Source organism: Kribbella sp. NPDC050820 (genome assembly GCF_040653975.1).
Classification (GTDB): domain Bacteria; phylum Actinomycetota; class Actinomycetes; order Propionibacteriales; family Kribbellaceae; genus Kribbella.
Map to the genome: position 1 here is coordinate 101315 of NZ_JBFAHB010000020.1, position 16858 is coordinate 118172.

Annotated in this window: 17 protein-coding genes and 1 pseudogene; 11 read left to right on the plus strand and 7 right to left on the minus strand. The window is 69.3% G+C overall.

The genetic code is table 11. The annotated features are described in order from the left end of the window. The first annotated feature begins 5 nt into the window (after positions 1-5). Positions 6-653, plus strand: a complete 648-nt coding sequence (locus AB0H36_RS19690; protein WP_360524820.1) for a nitroreductase family protein — start codon at positions 6-8, stop codon at positions 651-653. Here the strand turns inward: AB0H36_RS19690 and AB0H36_RS19695 are convergent, their stop codons facing one another. The 5 genes and pseudogenes from AB0H36_RS19695 to AB0H36_RS19715 all read right to left on the minus strand — a co-directional run bounded on the left by AB0H36_RS19695 (position 654) and on the right by AB0H36_RS19715 (position 4621). Continuing rightward, positions 654-2204, minus strand: a complete 1551-nt coding sequence (locus AB0H36_RS19695) for a glycoside hydrolase domain-containing protein (RefSeq protein WP_360524880.1) — start codon at positions 2202-2204, stop codon at positions 654-656. It abuts the gene before it with no gap. 106 nt (positions 2205-2310) lie between these two features. Continuing rightward, positions 2311-2703: pseudogene (locus AB0H36_RS19700) on the minus strand (glycoside hydrolase domain-containing protein); the annotation flags it as partial. A gap of 125 nt (positions 2704-2828) precedes the next feature. Further along, complete coding sequence (locus tag AB0H36_RS19705; protein ID WP_360524823.1) at positions 2829-3218, minus strand: hypothetical protein; 390 nt, start codon at positions 3216-3218, stop codon at positions 2829-2831. Between the two features lie 87 nt (positions 3219-3305). Further along, entirely contained in the window at positions 3306-3800 is a 495-nt protein-coding gene (locus AB0H36_RS19710; protein WP_360524826.1) for a DNA polymerase ligase N-terminal domain-containing protein, read from the minus strand. Then, the gene (locus AB0H36_RS19715) at positions 3797-4621 is read right to left on the minus strand and encodes a SigB/SigF/SigG family RNA polymerase sigma factor (protein ID WP_360524829.1); all 825 of its coding nucleotides are present in this window, start codon (positions 4619-4621) and stop codon (positions 3797-3799) included. Before AB0H36_RS19715 ends, AB0H36_RS19710 begins: the two co-directional genes overlap by 4 nt. 168 nt (positions 4622-4789) lie before the next feature. Here AB0H36_RS19715 and AB0H36_RS19720 point away from each other — a divergent pair, with 168 nt between their 5' ends. Beyond that, a complete protein-coding gene (locus tag AB0H36_RS19720) occupies positions 4790-5161 on the plus strand; it encodes a VOC family protein (protein WP_360524832.1) in 372 nt (123 codons plus the stop codon). Here AB0H36_RS19720 and AB0H36_RS19725 read toward each other — a convergent pair whose 3' ends face one another. After that, positions 5162-5383 (minus strand): hypothetical protein, encoded by a 222-nt coding sequence (locus AB0H36_RS19725; RefSeq protein WP_360524835.1) that lies wholly within the window; start codon positions 5381-5383, stop codon positions 5162-5164. A 198-nt stretch (positions 5384-5581) separates the two neighbouring features. Between AB0H36_RS19725 and AB0H36_RS19730 the strand changes: the two genes are divergently transcribed. Beyond that, positions 5582-5758: a hypothetical protein gene (locus AB0H36_RS19730; protein WP_360524838.1), complete on the plus strand. Its 177-nt coding sequence runs from the start codon at positions 5582-5584 to the stop codon at positions 5756-5758. A 30-nt stretch (positions 5759-5788) separates the two neighbouring features. On the opposite strand, the gene AB0H36_RS19735 is transcribed toward AB0H36_RS19730, so the two are convergent. Continuing rightward, the gene (locus tag AB0H36_RS19735) at positions 5789-6862 is read right to left on the minus strand and encodes a serine hydrolase domain-containing protein (protein ID WP_360524841.1); all 1074 of its coding nucleotides are present in this window, start codon (positions 6860-6862) and stop codon (positions 5789-5791) included. Positions 6863-6991: 129 nt separating this feature from the next. On the opposite strand from AB0H36_RS19735, the gene AB0H36_RS19740 reads away from it, so the two are divergent. The 8 genes from AB0H36_RS19740 to AB0H36_RS19775 all read left to right on the plus strand — a co-directional run bounded on the left by AB0H36_RS19740 (position 6992) and on the right by AB0H36_RS19775 (position 16739). Then, positions 6992-8956 carry an amino acid transporter gene (locus AB0H36_RS19740; RefSeq protein ID WP_360524844.1) on the plus strand — a complete coding sequence of 655 codons (1965 nt, stop codon included), beginning with the start codon at positions 6992-6994 and terminating at the stop codon, positions 8954-8956. Between the two features lie 12 nt (positions 8957-8968). After that, positions 8969-9901: a LysR family transcriptional regulator gene (locus tag AB0H36_RS19745; protein WP_360524847.1), complete on the plus strand. Its 933-nt coding sequence runs from the start codon at positions 8969-8971 to the stop codon at positions 9899-9901. Between the two features lie 142 nt (positions 9902-10043). Then, complete coding sequence (locus tag AB0H36_RS19750) at positions 10044-10787, plus strand: SDR family oxidoreductase (RefSeq protein ID WP_360524850.1); 744 nt, start codon at positions 10044-10046, stop codon at positions 10785-10787. A 37-nt stretch (positions 10788-10824) separates the two neighbouring features. Beyond that, a complete protein-coding gene (locus AB0H36_RS19755) occupies positions 10825-11715 on the plus strand; it encodes an SDR family oxidoreductase (protein WP_360524853.1) in 891 nt (296 codons plus the stop codon). Next, a complete protein-coding gene (locus AB0H36_RS19760; protein ID WP_360524856.1) occupies positions 11712-12617 on the plus strand; it encodes an amidohydrolase family protein in 906 nt (301 codons plus the stop codon). Before AB0H36_RS19755 ends, AB0H36_RS19760 begins: the two co-directional genes overlap by 4 nt. A 353-nt stretch (positions 12618-12970) precedes the next feature. After that, a complete protein-coding gene (locus AB0H36_RS19765; protein WP_360524859.1) occupies positions 12971-14260 on the plus strand; it encodes an SWIM zinc finger family protein in 1290 nt (429 codons plus the stop codon). Beyond that, positions 14257-15660, plus strand: a complete 1404-nt coding sequence (locus tag AB0H36_RS19770) for a DUF5691 domain-containing protein (protein WP_360524862.1) — start codon at positions 14257-14259, stop codon at positions 15658-15660. Before AB0H36_RS19765 ends, AB0H36_RS19770 begins: the two co-directional genes overlap by 4 nt. Next, a complete protein-coding gene (locus AB0H36_RS19775) occupies positions 15657-16739 on the plus strand; it encodes an AAA family ATPase (RefSeq protein WP_360524865.1) in 1083 nt (360 codons plus the stop codon). The genes AB0H36_RS19770 and AB0H36_RS19775 overlap by 4 nt, the downstream gene beginning before the upstream one ends. The last annotated feature ends 119 nt before the right edge of the window (positions 16740-16858 follow it).

A 16858-nucleotide genomic window follows, 5' to 3' on the forward strand; every position in this document is an offset into this window, starting at 1 on the left:
TGGGCGTGACCTACACCTTGGAGCTCAACCCCGACGAACTGCTCACCACCACTCGAACGGTGCGCAAGCGGCTGGATCTGGAGCGGCCGGTGCCGCTGGACGTGGTGCGGGAGTGTGTGGAGATCGCGTTGCAGGGGCCGTCGGGGAGCAATCGGCAGACATGGCACTGGGTGGTGGTCACGGATGCGGACAAGCGGGCCGCCATCGGGGAGTACTACCGGCTCGCCGTCGAGAAGTACCTGGCCGGCACCGGTGCCGCCGGGAAACTCTTCGCGGACGACCCGGTGCGCGGACCGGTACAGCGCCGGATCGGCAACAGCGTCGCCTACCTGGGTGAGCGGATGGGGCAGGTCCCGGTCCTCGTCATCCCATGCCTCGAAGCCCGCGCGCTGCCGGCGGGCAACCAGGCCGGGTTGTGGGGCTCGATCCTGCCGTCGGCGTGGAGCTACATGCTCGCCGCACGCGCCCGCGGCCTCGGTACGGCGTGGACCACGCTGCACCTCAACTACGAGCAGGAGGTCGCCGACGTCCTCGGCCTGCCCGAGGAGATCCGGCAGTCGGTGCTGATCCCGACCGCCTACACGGTCGGGACCGACTTCAAGCCCGCCCCGCGCCAGCCGCTGGACGACGTCCTGCACCTCAACGCCTGGTAGTCACCGCACCTCCAGCTCGGCCAACTGCATCCGGTACCCGCCTTCGCCGTCCGGCCGCAGCTCCGTCCCACGGACCTGGACGTACCGCGCGGTCGTCGGCGGGAAGGTGAACCATACCGGCGCGGACCCCGACTGGGCGTGATCGGCCACCGTCGCGACCGGCGTCCAGGTGACACCGTCGGCCGACGTCTCGACGGTGAAGTCGACCGGGAACCCGTTCCCGGTGTTGGCCCCTCCGATCGCGGGTACAGATCCACCCGCCCAAGAGACCGCACCGACCCGAGATCCACCTGCAAGGTCTGGGCGTCCGTCGCACTCGCGGCTGCCGCACTGGTCCACCCCATCGACGCAGCGCCAGAGGTTCGCCGACCATCGACGACCGCGCGGATTCCACCCATCCCCGTCGTACGACGAACTGACGCTCACTGCGGCGCCTTCCGCCGGGTTCACCTCGGGATTCAGTCGGACGTTGTCGAAGGCAACGTTCACGCCGCCGCTCGCCAGCCCGATCCCGCCGGCCCGGAAGGCGGAGTCGGTCACGATCAGCACCGGCGCATGCCCGGACCCGGCGTACACCTGCAGGGTGCTCCCGCGCGCGACCACGCGCAGCCGGTTGAACTGGCCGGCCGCGTATCCAGGCGCCTGCGCCCGCGCGAGCGTCGTACCGCTGCGATAGACGAAGACCTCGCCGTTGTTGCGTTGGGCCACCAGATAGCCGCTCTCGAAGTCCGTCGGGTTGAGGTTGCGGACCACGATCCCGGCCCAGTTCTCGTTGCCACCGGTTGGGTTGACCCCGCGGATCTGCAGGTCCACGCTCGCCGCGACATCGCCGTACGCGCGTCCCTCGAGGCCGGCGACGTGGTCCCAGCGGCTGACGTCGGTCTGCGTCAGCATGCCACCCGAGGCCGACCATGTTCCGCTGTTCGTCTGCCAGGACTGGGATCCGGCTGCGAAGTCGTCGGCGTACGGATAGGCCTGGTCGGGGCCACCGGCGACGAGCGCGTCGAGGACCTGACGGTGTACGACGTCCACGGCCGTGCCGGATCGATCACCTGTGTAGGAGTTGACGAGCAGCGAGTTGGCCAGCGCCTTCGCGAGCAGCGGTTTGGTCGCGGCGAGCTTGGTGAAGAGCTCGTAGTCCTCGGCGCCGTCGAGTTGCGCCTCGCTCCGGATGCTGTCGTAGACGTCGTACGCCGCTCGGTTGGGCCGGACGATGAAGTTGTCGCCGTTCTGCCTCCCGTCGAAGGTGTCGTACTGGAGGTACGGTCCGCCGACGTGCTCGAACCAGTAGTTCCAGCCCCAGTGCAGGTAGCCGATCGAGTCGGTCTTCCACGCCAGCAGCGGAGTGAGCCGGGTCTTCGCGAGGTGCGACACCAGGAAACGGTTCAGGTAGGGGCCTTGCGGGCCGATGCAGTTGTAGAGCCACAGTTCGTTGCCGCCCAGCCGCTTGCTCTGGTAGTAGCCGACGTTCTTCTCGTACAGGTCGAGGATCGGCGTGTTCGCGGTCAGGTTCGGCGGCGGGTTGTGGATCGCGAGCTCGGCCTCGTTCAGCTGCGGGTTCGGGAAGTACTGCCGGGTACTTGGCGTAGAACCAGTTCGCCGCGGTGGTGTCGGCCGTGTGCCGGGTCTCGTCGTTCGCGCTCATGTAGAAGAGGTCGGTCCACTCCTTCGCGTCCAGGTGCTGCTTGAGCGCCGGGAACAGCTTGTCCAGGTACGCGTTCGCCTCCGCCGACTGGGACGGCACCGGGACCATCTGCGTCGATCCGTCGGACGCGCGCTTGAGCATCTCCAACTGCGATGGACGGCCGACGGCGGGGTCGCTGCTGATCAGGAGCGTCGGCGTGTAGATCCACTGCAGTGCGCCGGCATCCCGGTAGACCCCGATGAACCGGTCGAAGTCGGTCCAGTCGAAGGTGTAGTTGCCTGCCGCATCGATCCGGGCCCGCGGGATCAGCAGCGCCTGGAAGTCGGCGTACACGACGTTGTTCCGGTGCTTGGCGTGGTTGCGGGCCATCGCCTCGATCACCTTCCACCAGTTGGCGTCGTACATCTGGACGCCGTACTGGACCGGGATCGCCTTGATCGTGCCGTCGTAGTCCCAGCCGGCTGAGGTGGTCCAGTTGTTCAGCTTGAAGGTGGACTGGTCCGTCGGCGGGATGGTCACCGGGTAGACGGTCAGCCGGACGGGTACGACGACGCTGCCTGCGCTGCTCTGGACAGTCGCCGTACCGGTGTAGAGGCCCGGGGTCGCGTCGGCCGGGACGTGGACGCTGTAGTGGTACGGCTGGGTGACGTTCGCGGCGAGTGATCGCGGAGTGTTCTCGACGAGCGCGTCGTAGTACGCCGTACCGCTGCGGTCGGGCGGACGGCCAGCTGCGCGGCCTCGGTCTCGTTGCGGGCCGCGTACAGCTCGATCGACGTGGGTGCGCCGGCGGGTCTGGTGGTGCCGGGGAACAGGCGATCGCTCGCGTTGTGGGTCCAGACCGGCGGTGGCGCGGCGGCCGCCGGAAGGGGGAGCGCAGCGGCGAGCAGTACGGCGGAGCGCAGGGCGGCTGGGATGCGCATCGGGTCCTCCAGGCGGGACTCGGAAAGTACGCCCGAGTGTGCGGAGACGCCTGGAGGGAATCAAGTGAGCCTACTGGCCGGAAACGGTCAGGAGGCAGCCATCTCCTCGATGGTCAGCCCACTCAGCACCGATCGCGGTTCGGCGACGGTCAGGTCGACGTCCGGATCGGCCGCTGCGTCCCGGACCTTCACCAGCAGCCAGTCCGCCCCGGTCCTGGTGAAAGCCCAGGCCCCGTTGAGTTTCACGCCGTGCAGCTGCACCTTGAAGTGCCCGCGCTCGATCGCCACCGCCGGGTCCACCGGCTGGTGGCGATCGTCGCGGGTGAGGTTGCTGTAGATGCCGGCGTCCCACACGATCACGGCACCGCTGCCGTACGCGCTGTCCGCGATCACGCCCTCGTACGACGCGTACTCCAGGTCGTGGTCGGTGGTGAAGACCGCCAGCCGTTTCACGGTCGGGTCCAGCGACGGCCCGCGCGGGACCGCCCAGGACTTCAGGACGCCGTCGACCTCCAGCCGAACGTCGTAGTGCAGCCGCCGGGCATCATGCAGCTGCACCACGAAGATCGGCTTGGACGTCAAGCGGCAGCTGCCGAGGGTGGCTCGATCCGGTTGCGCAGCCGGTTCAGGATGCCGCGGAGCAGCCGGGAGACCTGCATCTGGCTCACTCCGATCTCGGCGCCGATATCGGCCTGGGTGTGTCCTTCGATGAAGCGTAGTTCGAGGATCTTACGCTCCCGCGGCGCCAGGTCGCTGAGCACCGGCTCGAGGACGGCGACCGCCTCGGTCCGCTCGAACGCGCTGTCGTCGGTGTCCGCGATGGTGTCGGCCAGGTTGGCGGCCGTGTCGTCGTCGACCGGGCGGTCCAGCGACAGCACCGAGAAGCAGCCGTCGGCGGCCATCGCGGCCTCGATCTCGTTGACCTCGGCACCGATCTCGGCGGCGAGCTCGGCGAGCGTGGGCTCGCGGTGCAGGTCCTGGACGAGCTGCGGGCGGACCGAGGCGATCGAGCCCTGCAGTTCTTGCAGGCGGCGCGGGATCCGGACCGTCCACGAGCAGTCGCGGAAGTACCGTTTCACCTCACCCCTGATGGTCGGCACGGCGTAGGCGAGAAACGGGGTGTCGGTGCCGGGGTCGTAGCTGCGGGCGGCCTTCACGAGCCCCAGGTACGCGACCTGGTCCAGGTCCTCGGCCTCCACACCGCGGCCGCGGAAGCGGGTGGCGATGCTGTGGGCGATGCTCAGGTTGAGCTCGATCGCCTCACTGAGGAGGGCCTGCCGGAGAGCTTCGTCCGTGCTGGCGGCCCGCCGGCTGAGGAGGTTTCGGGTCGTCGTGTCCCGGCGCTGCTTCGGATCGGTGCTGCGCGGCTCGTCGACGGTGCTGCTGGAGAGTACGGTGACCATTTTTGCTGACCTCGCGACGTTGAGTCACGGCGCGGCACATGTCTGGACCGCGGTCAGTGCTATCTGATCGGAACCCTACCCCGGCTCTCCCGGCGTTATTCCTCTGTATCGATTTCGACGAGGAGAGAAACCATTCCGGACGGCCCGGATCGACCTTAGGGTCTGGCCATGGACTGGAAGCTTGAGTTGGTGTCGGTGCCGGTGACGGACGTGGACCGGGCGAAGGAGTTCTACACCGAGAAGGTCGGCTTCCACGCCGACCACGACCACCAGGTCACCGAGGAACTGAGATTCGTTCAGTTGACCCCGCCGGGCTCGGCCTGCTCGATCGCGATCGGCAGCGGGATGCCGCAGGGTGAACCCGGCTCGGTGCGTGGGCTGCAGATCGTCGTACCCGACGTCTCGGCGGCTCGGGCCGAGTTGGCCGGCCGCGGCGTCGAGGTGTCGGACCTGCAGGAGTTCCCGTGGGGGACCTTCGCGTTCTTCGACGACCCCGACGGGAACTCCTGGGCTCTCCAGCAGTTGCCGGAGTGGCGCTAGTCAGCTGTCCCAGTGGGGTAGCTGGTCGTTGGGATCCTCGTCCGGGGCGTCCGGGTTGGAGGCGGGCTGCTCCAGCGGTGAGTCGTCGTCGGGGCGGTCGGCGACGGTGGTTCCTTCGTCGATGGAGGGATCGACCAGGTCCGGCATCTCCGGATCCGGGTTGTCCGGGTTGCGGGAGTCGCCCGGGCCGACCGGCACCGGAGGGATCGGATTCGTGCTCATGACTCCACCTCCTAAGGGTGAGATCTTTCCGGTACCCAGGGGGTTGGCGGTCAATTCGAGTTATCGCTAACGCTCTGTCATGTCGCGGTTGTAGGGTGGCCTTTGGTTGAGTAGCCAGCCCCCGACGCTGGTTGCCGTGTCCCTGCGAGGGCGACGATGACCGATCTTCAGCATCACTCCACTGCCGTTCGAGGTGCCATGTCCGTAGCCACATCTCCGACCCGGCCGGTAGCTGTCCAGGTCCGCATCGGCGGCCGCTGGATCGCGGGTCAGGAGCTCGGTCGCCGGACCGGCGCGGCCGGTGCCGACGAGGTTCTCGTCAGCCACCACGGCCACCTGGTCTGGGTCGACCAGCACTCCATCCGCAGCGCCTAGGACCCGGAAAGACCTTACCCACAAGGGATTTCAGCAAAGAGTTTTCGCAACGAGGTTGCCGATCTCGATCGCCGACGCGGACTGCGCGGGGTCGAACAACCGCCTGGTCAGTGCGAACGAGACGCCTGAACGCGCGCCGGCCCAGGCGGCGCTGCCACCCATGCCCGGCAGGCCGAACGACGTCGGGCTCTCCTCCGCACTCGAACCGAGCCGCCCGATCGCGTAGCCCAGCGCCCAGGTCGCGTCGTTCCCGAGCAGCTCGTCCTTACCGACGAAGGCCGGCCCGGTGACCTCGGCAACCCGCTCCGGCCGGATCAGCCGGACCCCGTCCACCTCGCCGATCAGGGCGGCGTACAGCTTCGCGATGCCACGCGCAGTGAGGATGCCGGCCGACGGAGTCTCGGCGGCGAGGTGCTCAGGACTGTTGCACAGCGCGGCCCGCGGGATCACCGCGGCCGGCGTGACCTTGCTGAACATCCCGGCCAGCATCGCGAACGTGTCCTCGGCGCCGGCCGGCTCGATCAGCGTGGCAACCCGGTGCTGCTGGTCCAGCGGTACGCCGAAGTACACCTCGTCGGCGATCCCGAGCGGCTCCGCGATCTCCCGCAGTACGTCGGAGATCGTCCGGCCTGTCGTCCGCCGGACCACCTCGCCGACCAGGTAGCCGAACGTCTCGGCGTGGTACGTCGTCTTCGTCCCCGGCTCCCACCACGGTTCGGCGGCCGCCAGGTACGAGGTGATCTTCGGCCAGTCGTGCAAGTCGTCGGTCGTCGTATCCGGCGCCAAAGCCGGCAGGCCGACCGAATGGGTGAGCAGATGCCGCAACGTCGCCTTCTCCTTGCCGTGGACCGCGAACTCGGGCCAGACGTCCGCGATCGGAGCGTCGTACTCGAGGACACCGCGGTCAGCCAGCACGTTGGCCACCGTCGCCGTCGCGCCCTTGCCGGTCGAAGCGCTGTAGAAGAGGGTGTCCGGTCCGACCGCCTCGCCGGCGACCGCGTCGACGACGAGCTCACCGTCCTTGTAGACCGCGACCTGCAGCCCGAGCTCGGTCCCGGCCAACTCGTCGATCCGCCGCTGCACCTGCTCCTGAAGATTCGTCACGCTCGTCATCCTGTCTGTGAGAGTTCAGTCACCACCAGGTCGGAGCCGCCCGGCCGGTTTTGACACACCTTGTTAGAGAGCTGTTAGAGGCCGGGTTTGCAGATCCCGGAGCTACGTAGGCTGCGCGCCGTGGCGGCGACAGAAACGCAGGAGAACGACGCCGTCGGCGTACCCCCGCCGCGGCACGGACGGTTCGTGGGCTGGCTGCTGCACGACCGGCCCACCGGGCACGCCGGGCCGCACCGGCCGGCTCCGCACCCGACCCATCGCTGGTGGAAGGTGATGTGCCTGACCGGGGTCGACTACTTCTCCACCCTCGGCTACCAGCCCGCGATCGCCGCGGCGGCCGTCGGCCTGCTGTCGCCGCTCGCCACCTTGATCCTCGTCCTGCTGACGCTGCTCGGGGCGCTCCCGGTCTACCGCCGGGTGGCCGCCGAGAGCCCGCACGGCGAGGGCTCGATCGCGATGCTGGACCGGCTGCTCGGCCGCTGGAAGGGCAAGTTCACCATCCTGGTGCTGCTCGGCTTCATGGCCACCGACTTCATCATCACGATGACGCTGTCGGCCGCCGACGCGACCGCGCACGTGGTCGAGAACCCGTACGTCCCGCACTGGTTCGAGGGCAAGGAGGTGGCCATCACCCTGGTCCTGCTGGCGTTGCTCGCGGGCGTGTTCCTGCGCGGTTTCGGTGAGGCGATCGGAATCGCCGTGGTCCTGGTCGCGGTCTACCTGGGGCTCAACCTGGTCGTCGTCGGCGACGCGCTGTGGAACGTGATCACCGCGCCGGGGCTGGTGACGAACTGGCGCGGCCTGTTGGTCACCGAGCACTCCAACATCTGGGTGATGATCGGTATCTCGCTGGTCGTGTTCCCCAAGCTCGCCCTCGGCCTGTCGGGGTTCGAGACCGGCGTCGCGGTGATGCCACAGGTCAAGGGCGCAGCCGACGACGACCCGGCGCATCCGGCCGAGCGGATCCGCAACACCCGGAAGCTGCTCACCACCGCCGCGCTGATCATGAGCGGCTTCCTGATCACCAGCAGCTTCACCACGATCGTGCTGATCCCGGAGCACGAGTTCGAGGACGGCGGCGAGGCGTCCGGGCGGGCGCTGGCGTACCTGGCGCACGAGAACCTCGGCAACGTCTTCGGGACCGTGTACGACGTCAGCACGATCCTGATCCTGTGGTTCGCCGGAGCGTCGGCGATGGCCGGCCTGCTCAACATCGTCCCGCGCTACCTGCCCCGCTACGGCATGGTCCCGGACTGGGCCCGGGCGACCCGGCCGCTGGTGCTCGTCTTCGCGGTGATCGCCTTCGTGATCACGCTGCTGTTCAAGGCCGACGTGGACGCCCAGGGTGGCGCTTACGCGACCGGCGTACTGGTGCTGATCCTGTCTGCGTCGGTGGCGGTGACGCTGTCCGCGCGGCGGAAGGGCCAGCGCGCGAAGACGGTCGGCTTCGGCGTGATCAGCCTGGTCTTCCTCTACACCACGATCGCGAACATCATCGAGCGCCCGGACGGCGTCCAGATCGCGTCCTTCTTCATCGTCGCGATCATCCTGACCTCGCTGATCTCCCGGGCCACCCGGTCGCTGGAGCTGCGGGCGACCGAGGTCCGGTTCGACGACGAGGCGCGCCGGATCATCGAGGCGGCCGCGGTCGACGGCGAGCTCCGGATCATCGCGAACGAGCCGAACGAGCGGGACGCGACCGAGTACCAGGAGAAGGAGGCCGAGCAGCGCGAGGTGCGGAACCTGCCGGAGGGCCTGCCGATCGTGTTCCTCGAGGTCACGCTGACCGACGCGTCGCAGTTCGAGACCGAGCTGGACGTGACCGGCGAGGAGCTGCACGGGTACTCGGTCCTCAAGGTGGACAGCCCGAGTGTGGCGAACGCGATCGCGGCGCTGTCGCTGCGGATCCGCGACGAGTGGGACGTGATGCCGCACATCTACTTCGCGTGGGCCGAGGGCAACCCGTTCTACTTCCTGTTCCGCTACCTGATCTCCGGTGAGGGCGACGTCCCGCCCGTGACCCGTGAGGTGCTGCGGCGCGCCGAGCCGGTCCGGTCGAAACGGCCCTGGGTGCACGTGGGCTGACACACTGCCCTCGTGGACTTGCGGCAGTTGGAGTACTTCGTGGCGGTTGCGCATGAGCGCAGCTTCACGCTGGCGGCTCGGCGGCTGCATGTGGTCCAGAGCGCGGTCAGTGCTGCGATCGCTGCGCTGGAGCGCGATCTGAAGGTCACGTTGTTCGAGCGCAGTGCCCAGCGGGTGGTGCTGACGGAGGCGGGTACGGCGCTGTTGCCGGAGGCGCTGGCCGTGATGGACGCCGTACAGGGGGCTCGTGATGTCGTCGACGAGCTCGGTGCGGGGATGCGCGGGTCGGTGCGGGTCGGGCTGCTGCCGGGGCTCGGGCTGATCAACCTGCCGGCGGCGGCCGGTGAGTTCCGGCGGCGGTATCCGAACGTCGAGTTGCAGTTGCGGGCCGAGGCCGAGGGGTCGGCGGGGGTGATCGCGGGGCTGCGGAACGGCGACATCGACTGCGGGTTCCTCGGGGTCGCGGCCGGGAGCGCGCCGCGCGACCTGACCACATGGGAGTTGCTGCGGGTGCCGCAGGTGCTCGCGGTTCCGGTCGGTCATCGGCTGGCGCGGCTGCGGTCGGTGACGCTGGCGGACCTGGCCGACGAGGCGTTCGTCGACTTCCCGCCCGGGTCCGGGACGCGGACGCTGATCGACCAGAAGTTCGAGGCGGCCGGGATCGAGCGGAAGGTCGTGGTCGAGGCGCTCGGGATCGAGGGCGGGGTCCAGTTCGTCGCGCACGGCGTGGGGCTGGGGATCCTGCCCGGGTACGCCGTCGCCGAGATCGACTCGATCCGCGCGATCTCGGTCGCGGACGAGTCGTTCCGCTGGACGCTGTACCTGGCCACGCTGAAGAAGCGCAAACCCTCCGCCGCCCTCCGCGCACTTCTCGGCCTCGTCGGCGCCCACCTCCAACACCCACCCGGCACCGAACTGGGCGCGGACGTGGATCAACAAGACTGATCCATCCAACCCGCCCGAAGGCCGTGCTTTTGAATCAATGAAACTGATTCACCCATCGAGTTGATTCGTTGGACGTGATGCATCGAACGGCAGCAAGATCTTTGGTGTCAGCAAGAAACCGAAGACTTGAAGGAGCGGGACGATGAACAACACCACCACCGAGCGAGTCGCGATCGTGACCGGCGGATCGAGTGGCATCGGGCGCGAGGCCGCGGCCCGGCTGGGCAAGGACGGCTACGCGGTGGTGATCGGGTACGCCGGTAACCAGGCCGCGGCCGAGGAAGCCGTCAAGGACGTCGAGCAGGCCGGCGGGCGGGCGATCGCGATCCAGGCCGACGTCGCCGACGAGACCGCGGTGGCAGCGCTCTTCGACCGGACCGAGCAGGAGTACGGCGGTGTCGACGTGGTCGTGAACGCGGCCGGGATCATGCCGCTGTCCCCGCTGGCCGACCTCGACCTGGACGTCTTCGACCGCGTCGTACGGACCAACCTGCGCGGCACCATCGTCGTCGACCAGCAGGCCGTACGGCGGCTGCGCTCGGGCGGCGCGCTGATCAACGTGTCCAGTTCGCTGACCAAGCTGGCCCGCCCGGGCTACTCGGCGTACTCCGCGACCAAGGGCGGCGTCGAGGCGATCACGCTGATCCTGGCCCGCGAGCTCCGCGGTCGCGACGTCACCGTCAACACCGTCGCCCCCGGCCCGACCGCGACCCCGCTGTTCTTCGAGGGCAAGCCGCAGGAGCTGATCGACCGGATCGCCGCCGAGCCGCCGCTCGAGCGCCTCGGTGAGCCGTCCGACATCGCCGAGATCATCGCCTTCCTGGCCGGCCCGGCGCGCTGGATCAACGGCCAGGTCATCTACGCCAACGGCGGCTCGGCCGCCTGACCACCACCCACCTCTTCGTACTGAAAGGACACCGATCATGAGCAAGACAGTTCTGATCAGCGGCGCCTCCAGCGGCTTCGGCGCCCTCACCGCCCGCGCTCTCGCCGACGCCGGACACATCGTGTACGCCGGGATGCGCGACCTCGGCGGCCGGAACGTGACCGCGGCAGCGGACGCCAAGCAGTACGCGACCGAGCACAACGTCGACCTCCGCCCGGTCGAGCTCGACATCAGCTCCGACGCCTCCGCCCAGCAGGCCGTCAACACCGTCATCAGCGAGCAGGGGCGTCTCGACGTACTGATCCACAACGCCGGGCACATGGTCACCGGACCGACCGAGGCGTTCACGCCGGAGCAGCTGGCCGAGCTGTACGACACCAACGTGCTCGGCACCCAGCGGCTGAACCGGGCTGCGCTGCCGAAGCTCCGGGAGCAGCAGGACGGGTTGCTGCTGTGGGTCGGCAGCTCCAGCACACGCGGCGGCACCCCGCCGTACCTGGCGCCGTACTTCGCGGCGAAGGCGGCGATGGACGCGCTCGCGCAGAGCTACGCGCTGGAGGTGTCGCGGTTCGGGATCGAGACCACGATCGTCGTGCCGGGCGCGTTCACCCACGGGACCAACCACTTCGCGCACAGCGGGTCGCCGGCCGACGCCGACGTGGTCACGGCGTACGAGACGAAGTACGCCGGCCTGATGGAACAGGTCGGCCAGAAGCTCGCCGAGCTGGAGCCCGAGTGGGCCGACGTCGCCGAGGTCGCGAAGGCGATCGTCACCGTGGTCGGCACCGAGAAGGGCCGGCGCCCGTTCCGGGTGCACATCGACCCGTCCGACGACGGCGCGGCCGTGGTCAACGCGGTCGCCGACCGGGTCCGCACCGAGCTACTCCGCCGGATCGGCCTCGAGGACCTGCTCCACCCGGTCGGGTGAGGAGGTTGATCGACTTCCACGCTCACTTCCTGCTGCCGGAGTACGTCGCCGCGGCGGAACGGGCTGGACACCTTCGGCCAGACGGGATGCCCGGCTGGCCGGAGTGGTCTGTCCGCCGCCACCTCGAGGTGATGGACCGGAACGGGATCGACACCGCCCTGCTGTCCGTCTCGTCGCCCGGCGTGCACTTCGGCGACGACTTCCGGGCGCAGGTGCTCGCGCGGCGGGTCAACGAGAGCGCGGCCGAGCTGGGCCGGGACCACCCCGGGCGGTTCGGGTTCTTCGCCAGCCTGCCGTTGCCGAATGTCGAGGGCGCGCTGGTCGAGCTGGAGTACGCGTACGACGTCTTGCACGCGGATGGCGTCGTACTGATGAGCAACGCGGGCGGACTGTATCCGGGGGAGCCGTCGTGGGACCCACTCTGGCGCGCGCTGAACGCCAGATCGGCTGTGGTGCTGCTGCATCCGACATCCCCGCCGCAGTGGCGTCAGGTGGCGCTGGATCGCCCACGCCCGATGATCGAGTTCCTCTTCGACAGCGCCCGCGCCGTCACCGACCTGGCCTTGACCGGCATCTTCACGCGCTACCCGGCGATCAACTTCATCGTCGCGCACGGCGGCGTACTGCCCCTGCTCGGCGATCGCATCGACCACTTCCGTCGTACCTATGACCCCGACAGCCAGCCCAGCGTCACGCCGCAGCTGGAAAACCTCTGGTACGACGTCGCCGGGACCCCGACCGCGGCCACCGGCGATCGCGCCCTCTACGGCAGCGACTACTGCTTCACTCCTGCCGATGCGGTCGGGCGCCAGTTCGCGGCGCTCGACGCTCGATCCGGCGACTGGCGAGAGCGTATTCACGCCAACGCAGGACGCCTGGTCGGCGCCAAGGTCGCGACGTGAGAGACCCCGGCGGGCCCTGACAGCTCCGCCGGGGTGGCTGTTGATCTCTCAACAGCCACCGGATCGTACGCGGTAAGCCCTGTCCTGAGGAGAGTTCGTCCCAGGAAAAGATCAGCAGGCGGTGACCGGTCGCTGACGGAGCGGGACTATCGTTGGGTCCTGCAACCAAATACCGGCTGGGTCCGACCTGGTCAGCAAGAGGCTGCTCGTCCAGCTCGCGATCATCCGGGACGGCCTGTCGGGCACCCCGCGCCCGCGTCCGGCGGGCAATGGGTACCCGGAGGTGGAGGTCGAGGCGCGTCGAGCGTTCGGGTGATGATCGGCCTGTCGGGGCTGGATGGCATGCTCTCGGCATGGACGTGGATCAGGTGCTGGGGTTGGCGCCCGATCCTGCATCGGCGAAGGCAGCCCAGGCCCTGGCGCGTACGACGAGGTGGCCGACGACCGGTGCGTCGGACCGAGCAGTCTGGGGAGAGTGTCAGGGGAGCGGCAAGCAGCCGTACCGGACCACGGTTGATCTGAGTGGTCCGGCGTACAAGTGCTCCTGCCCGAGCCGGAAGTTCCCGTGCAAGCACTCGCTCGGGTTGCTACTGCTTTGGGCGACCGGCGAGGTCCGATCGGGTGATGAGCCGGAGTGGGTGAAGACCTGGGTGGACCAGCGCGTCGCCCGGGCCGAGCGACCCGAGCGGAAGCCCGGTGAGGTCGCTGATCCGTTGGCGGCTCAACAGCGCGCATCGAGGCGCGCGGACCGGGTCTCCGCGGGCATGGCCGAGTTGGCGAGCTGGCTCGACGATCAGGTCCGTCAAGGGCTGGGTGGCTTCGACCAGCGGGCGTACAGCGAGCTCAGCCGGCTGGCTGCGCGCATGGTGGACGCCCAGGCGCCAGGCGTTGCCGGAGCGGTACGGCGTGCGGCCGGCGTCGTCGGCCGCGGTCACGGCTGGCCGGGCGAATTGCTGGAGGAGTTGTCACTCATCCACTTGATCGTGTCCGCGCACGGTCGGCTGGCCGACCTCCCGCCGTCGCTGGCCGACACCGTGCAGTCCCGGATCGGCTGGACGGTCGAGACCGCGCGAGTGCTGGCCGAGGGCGAGAAGGTTGAGGACGACTGGCTGGTGCTCGGCCGGGTGATCGAGCCCGACGACCGGCTGACGGTCCGCCGGGTCTGGTTGCGCGGAGCAACAACCGGTCGGCTCGGACTCATCCTCACCTTCGCCGCCGCCGGACGTCCGCTCGACCCACTCCCGGCCCGCCCGGGTGAGTACGTGCCCGGAGCGCTCTCCTACTACCCCGGCGCGCTGCCGATGCGCGCACTCCTCACCCAGACCGCTCCACGGCTGCCCGCGCCCCGGCCCGCCGGACTGGGTGCGCGCCAGGCGCTGGCGTCGTACGTCGAATCCGTCGCGGCCGACCCGTGGAACGAGCGCTGGCCGCTGGTCCTGCAGGACGTCCGCCCGGCCGCGTACGGCGAGGGCTGGGCGCTGGTGGACGGTGCGGGTGACGGGCTCGAGATCCTGCCCGGCCTGGATCCGGTGAAGCTGCTCGCGGTCTCGGCCGGTGATCCGGTCACGGTCGCGGGTGAGTGGAACCGGGCCGGGTTCCGGCCGATGACGTGCTGGCACGGTGACCGGCCGGTGATCGTGTGAAGGGCTGGGACGGGCTGGTCAGCTCGGCGCTGCTCGGGACCGATCGGCGACCGGTGCACTTCGAGGACCTGCCGGAGCACATCCAGGAGCGGCTGGGCGACGGCGGGCTGCTGGACGCGGCTGCGTTGGCGACCGTCTACAGGCGCGCGGGCCGCAAGCCGTTGCGTGACGTCGAACCGTTGCCTGCGGCCCCTGGTGAGGATCGTCCGCTGCCCCGGCCGGTCGCGATCCGCAGGCTGGCCGCGATGCTCGGTGGTTTCCAGACGACTGCGCTCGGCGAGTGGTTGCGTGCGGCGGATGCCCGTGGATGGGGTGTTCCGCCGGAGCATCTGCCGGCGCTGGCAGACTACGCACGGCACCGCGCGGAGTACCGGCCGCTCGTCATCGCCGCGGCCGGACGCCGGGCGACCTGGTTGGCCGACCTCAATTCCGAGTGGAAGTTCCTCCATGCGGCGGTTGCCGAGAGCAATGATGTTGCGCTGTGGACGCATGGCAACTCGCTCCAGCGTCGGACTTGGTTGCGTACGACGCGCCAGCAGGATCCAGCCGCCGCGCGCGCAGCGCTGCAGGGAGTCTGGCCGACCGAGTCCGCCGCGACCCGGGCCGAGTTCCTCGCCGTGCTCGGCGACGCCTTGTCGCTGGCCGACGAGGAGTTCTTGGAGGCCGCGCTCGACGACCGTTCCAAGGATGTCCGTCGAGGCGCCGCCCGCCTGCTCGCCCGACTCCAAGGATCCCGGTACGGCGACCGGATGGCCGAGCGACTGTGGTCACACCTGGTCGTCAGCCAAGGCGTCCTGGCGGTCGACCTGCCGAAACGCCTCAGCGCCTCGATGGAACGCGACGGCCTCGACTCGCAGAACCCGGAGGGCCTCGGCAAGCGCGCCTGGTGGTTCCTGCAGATCGTCGCGAACACCCCGCTCGCGGTGATGGATCCGTCCTGGCTGCACCTGCCGGTCGAGGGTTGTGCCCCTGAGGTCCTGCAGGCGGCGTGGGCCGAGGCCGCCGTACGGGAACGCTCGGAGAGCTGGGCACGCGAGTTGCTGAAGGCAAACGCTTCGACGGGCACTCGTAGCGCGGCCGAGTTGCTGCGGGTCCTGCCTGCTGAGGAATGGGTCCGAGCGGTGCAGGCATTGCAGGAGACCATCGACCTGGCCGAGTTGGTGGGCGGGCTGCCGGTGCCGTGGCCGGCGTCGCTCGGCTCGCTCATCCTCGACCAGTTGGCTGCTGCCGGGACCGCGCGATCGTCGGCCCGGCTGGCGAGTATCGCGGCCCGGGCGGCGCCACCCGACGTACTGAACCATCCGATCACCCGCGAGCCGACCGGTGAGGAAGACACCTGGCGACGCCGGCTGGTGGAGACCCTGACCTTCCGCCGTGAAATGTACGAGGAGCTGTCATGAGCACAGAGGTTTTGCGCCCGCACGCCGAGGAGGAGTACGCCGGTGAGCTCGCCGCGCTGCACGCAGCCGACGACCGGCCGCGACCACCGGCCTGGCGGCTCTCACCGTCGACGGTCGTCACCTACCTCCTCGGCGGACGCGCCGGCGACGTGGAGATCTCACCCAAGTACGTCGGCCCGCGCCGGCTGATCGAGGTCGCGGTGGCCACGCTTGCGACGGACCGTGCGCTGTTGCTCCTCGGCGTACCGGGGACGGCGAAGACCTGGGTCAGTGAGCACCTCGCGGCCGCGATCAGCGGCGACTCGACCCTGCTGGTGCAAGGTACGGCGGGCACGGCCGAGGAGTCGATCCGGTACGGCTGGAACTACGCCCAGTTGATTGCCCAGGGCCCCAGTGAGGCGGCGCTGGTGCCGAGTCCGGTGCAGCGGGCGATGGCCGAGGCGAAGATCGCCCGGATCGAGGAGCTGACCCGGATGCCGTCCGACGTCCAGGACGCGCTGATCACGATCCTGTCGGAGAAGGCGCTGCCGATCTCCGAGCTGGCCACGGAGGTCCAGGCCCGCAAGGGTTTCAACGTCATCGCCACCGCCAACGATCGCGACAAGGGCGTCAACGAGCTCTCGAGCGCGCTCCGGCGGCGGTTCAACACCGTCGTCCTGCCGCTGCCCGACTCGGCCGACGACGAGGTCGAGATCGTGTCCCGCCGGGTCGCGCAGCTCGGGACCGCGCTCGAGCTTCCGCAGCCGGACGACGCGCTGGACGAGATCCGCCGGGTGGTGACGATCTTCCGCGAACTGCGCTCCGGCCGCACCGAGGACGGGCGGACCGCGGTCAAGTCACCCTCGGCCACGCTCTCCACTGCCGAGGCGATCAGCGTCGTCACCGGCGGGCTCGCGCTGGCGGCCCACTTCGGCGACGGCGTGCTGCGGCCGACCGACGTGGCCGGCGGCATCCTCGGTGCGGTGATCAAGGACCCGTCCGCGGACCGGGTCGTCTGGTCGGAGTACCTGGAGACCGTGGTCCGGGAACGCGACGAGTGGGCACCGTTCTACCGCGCCTGCCGAGAGATCACCGGTTGACGTCCTCCCCATCGCGAGAGACGGGGATTCCAACTACTACACGGAGGTAGCGTGTTGAGGTTCACGCTTCGGCGAGACCCGTACGGGCGTCTCTCGGCGTGCGCTGACGGCCCGTCCGG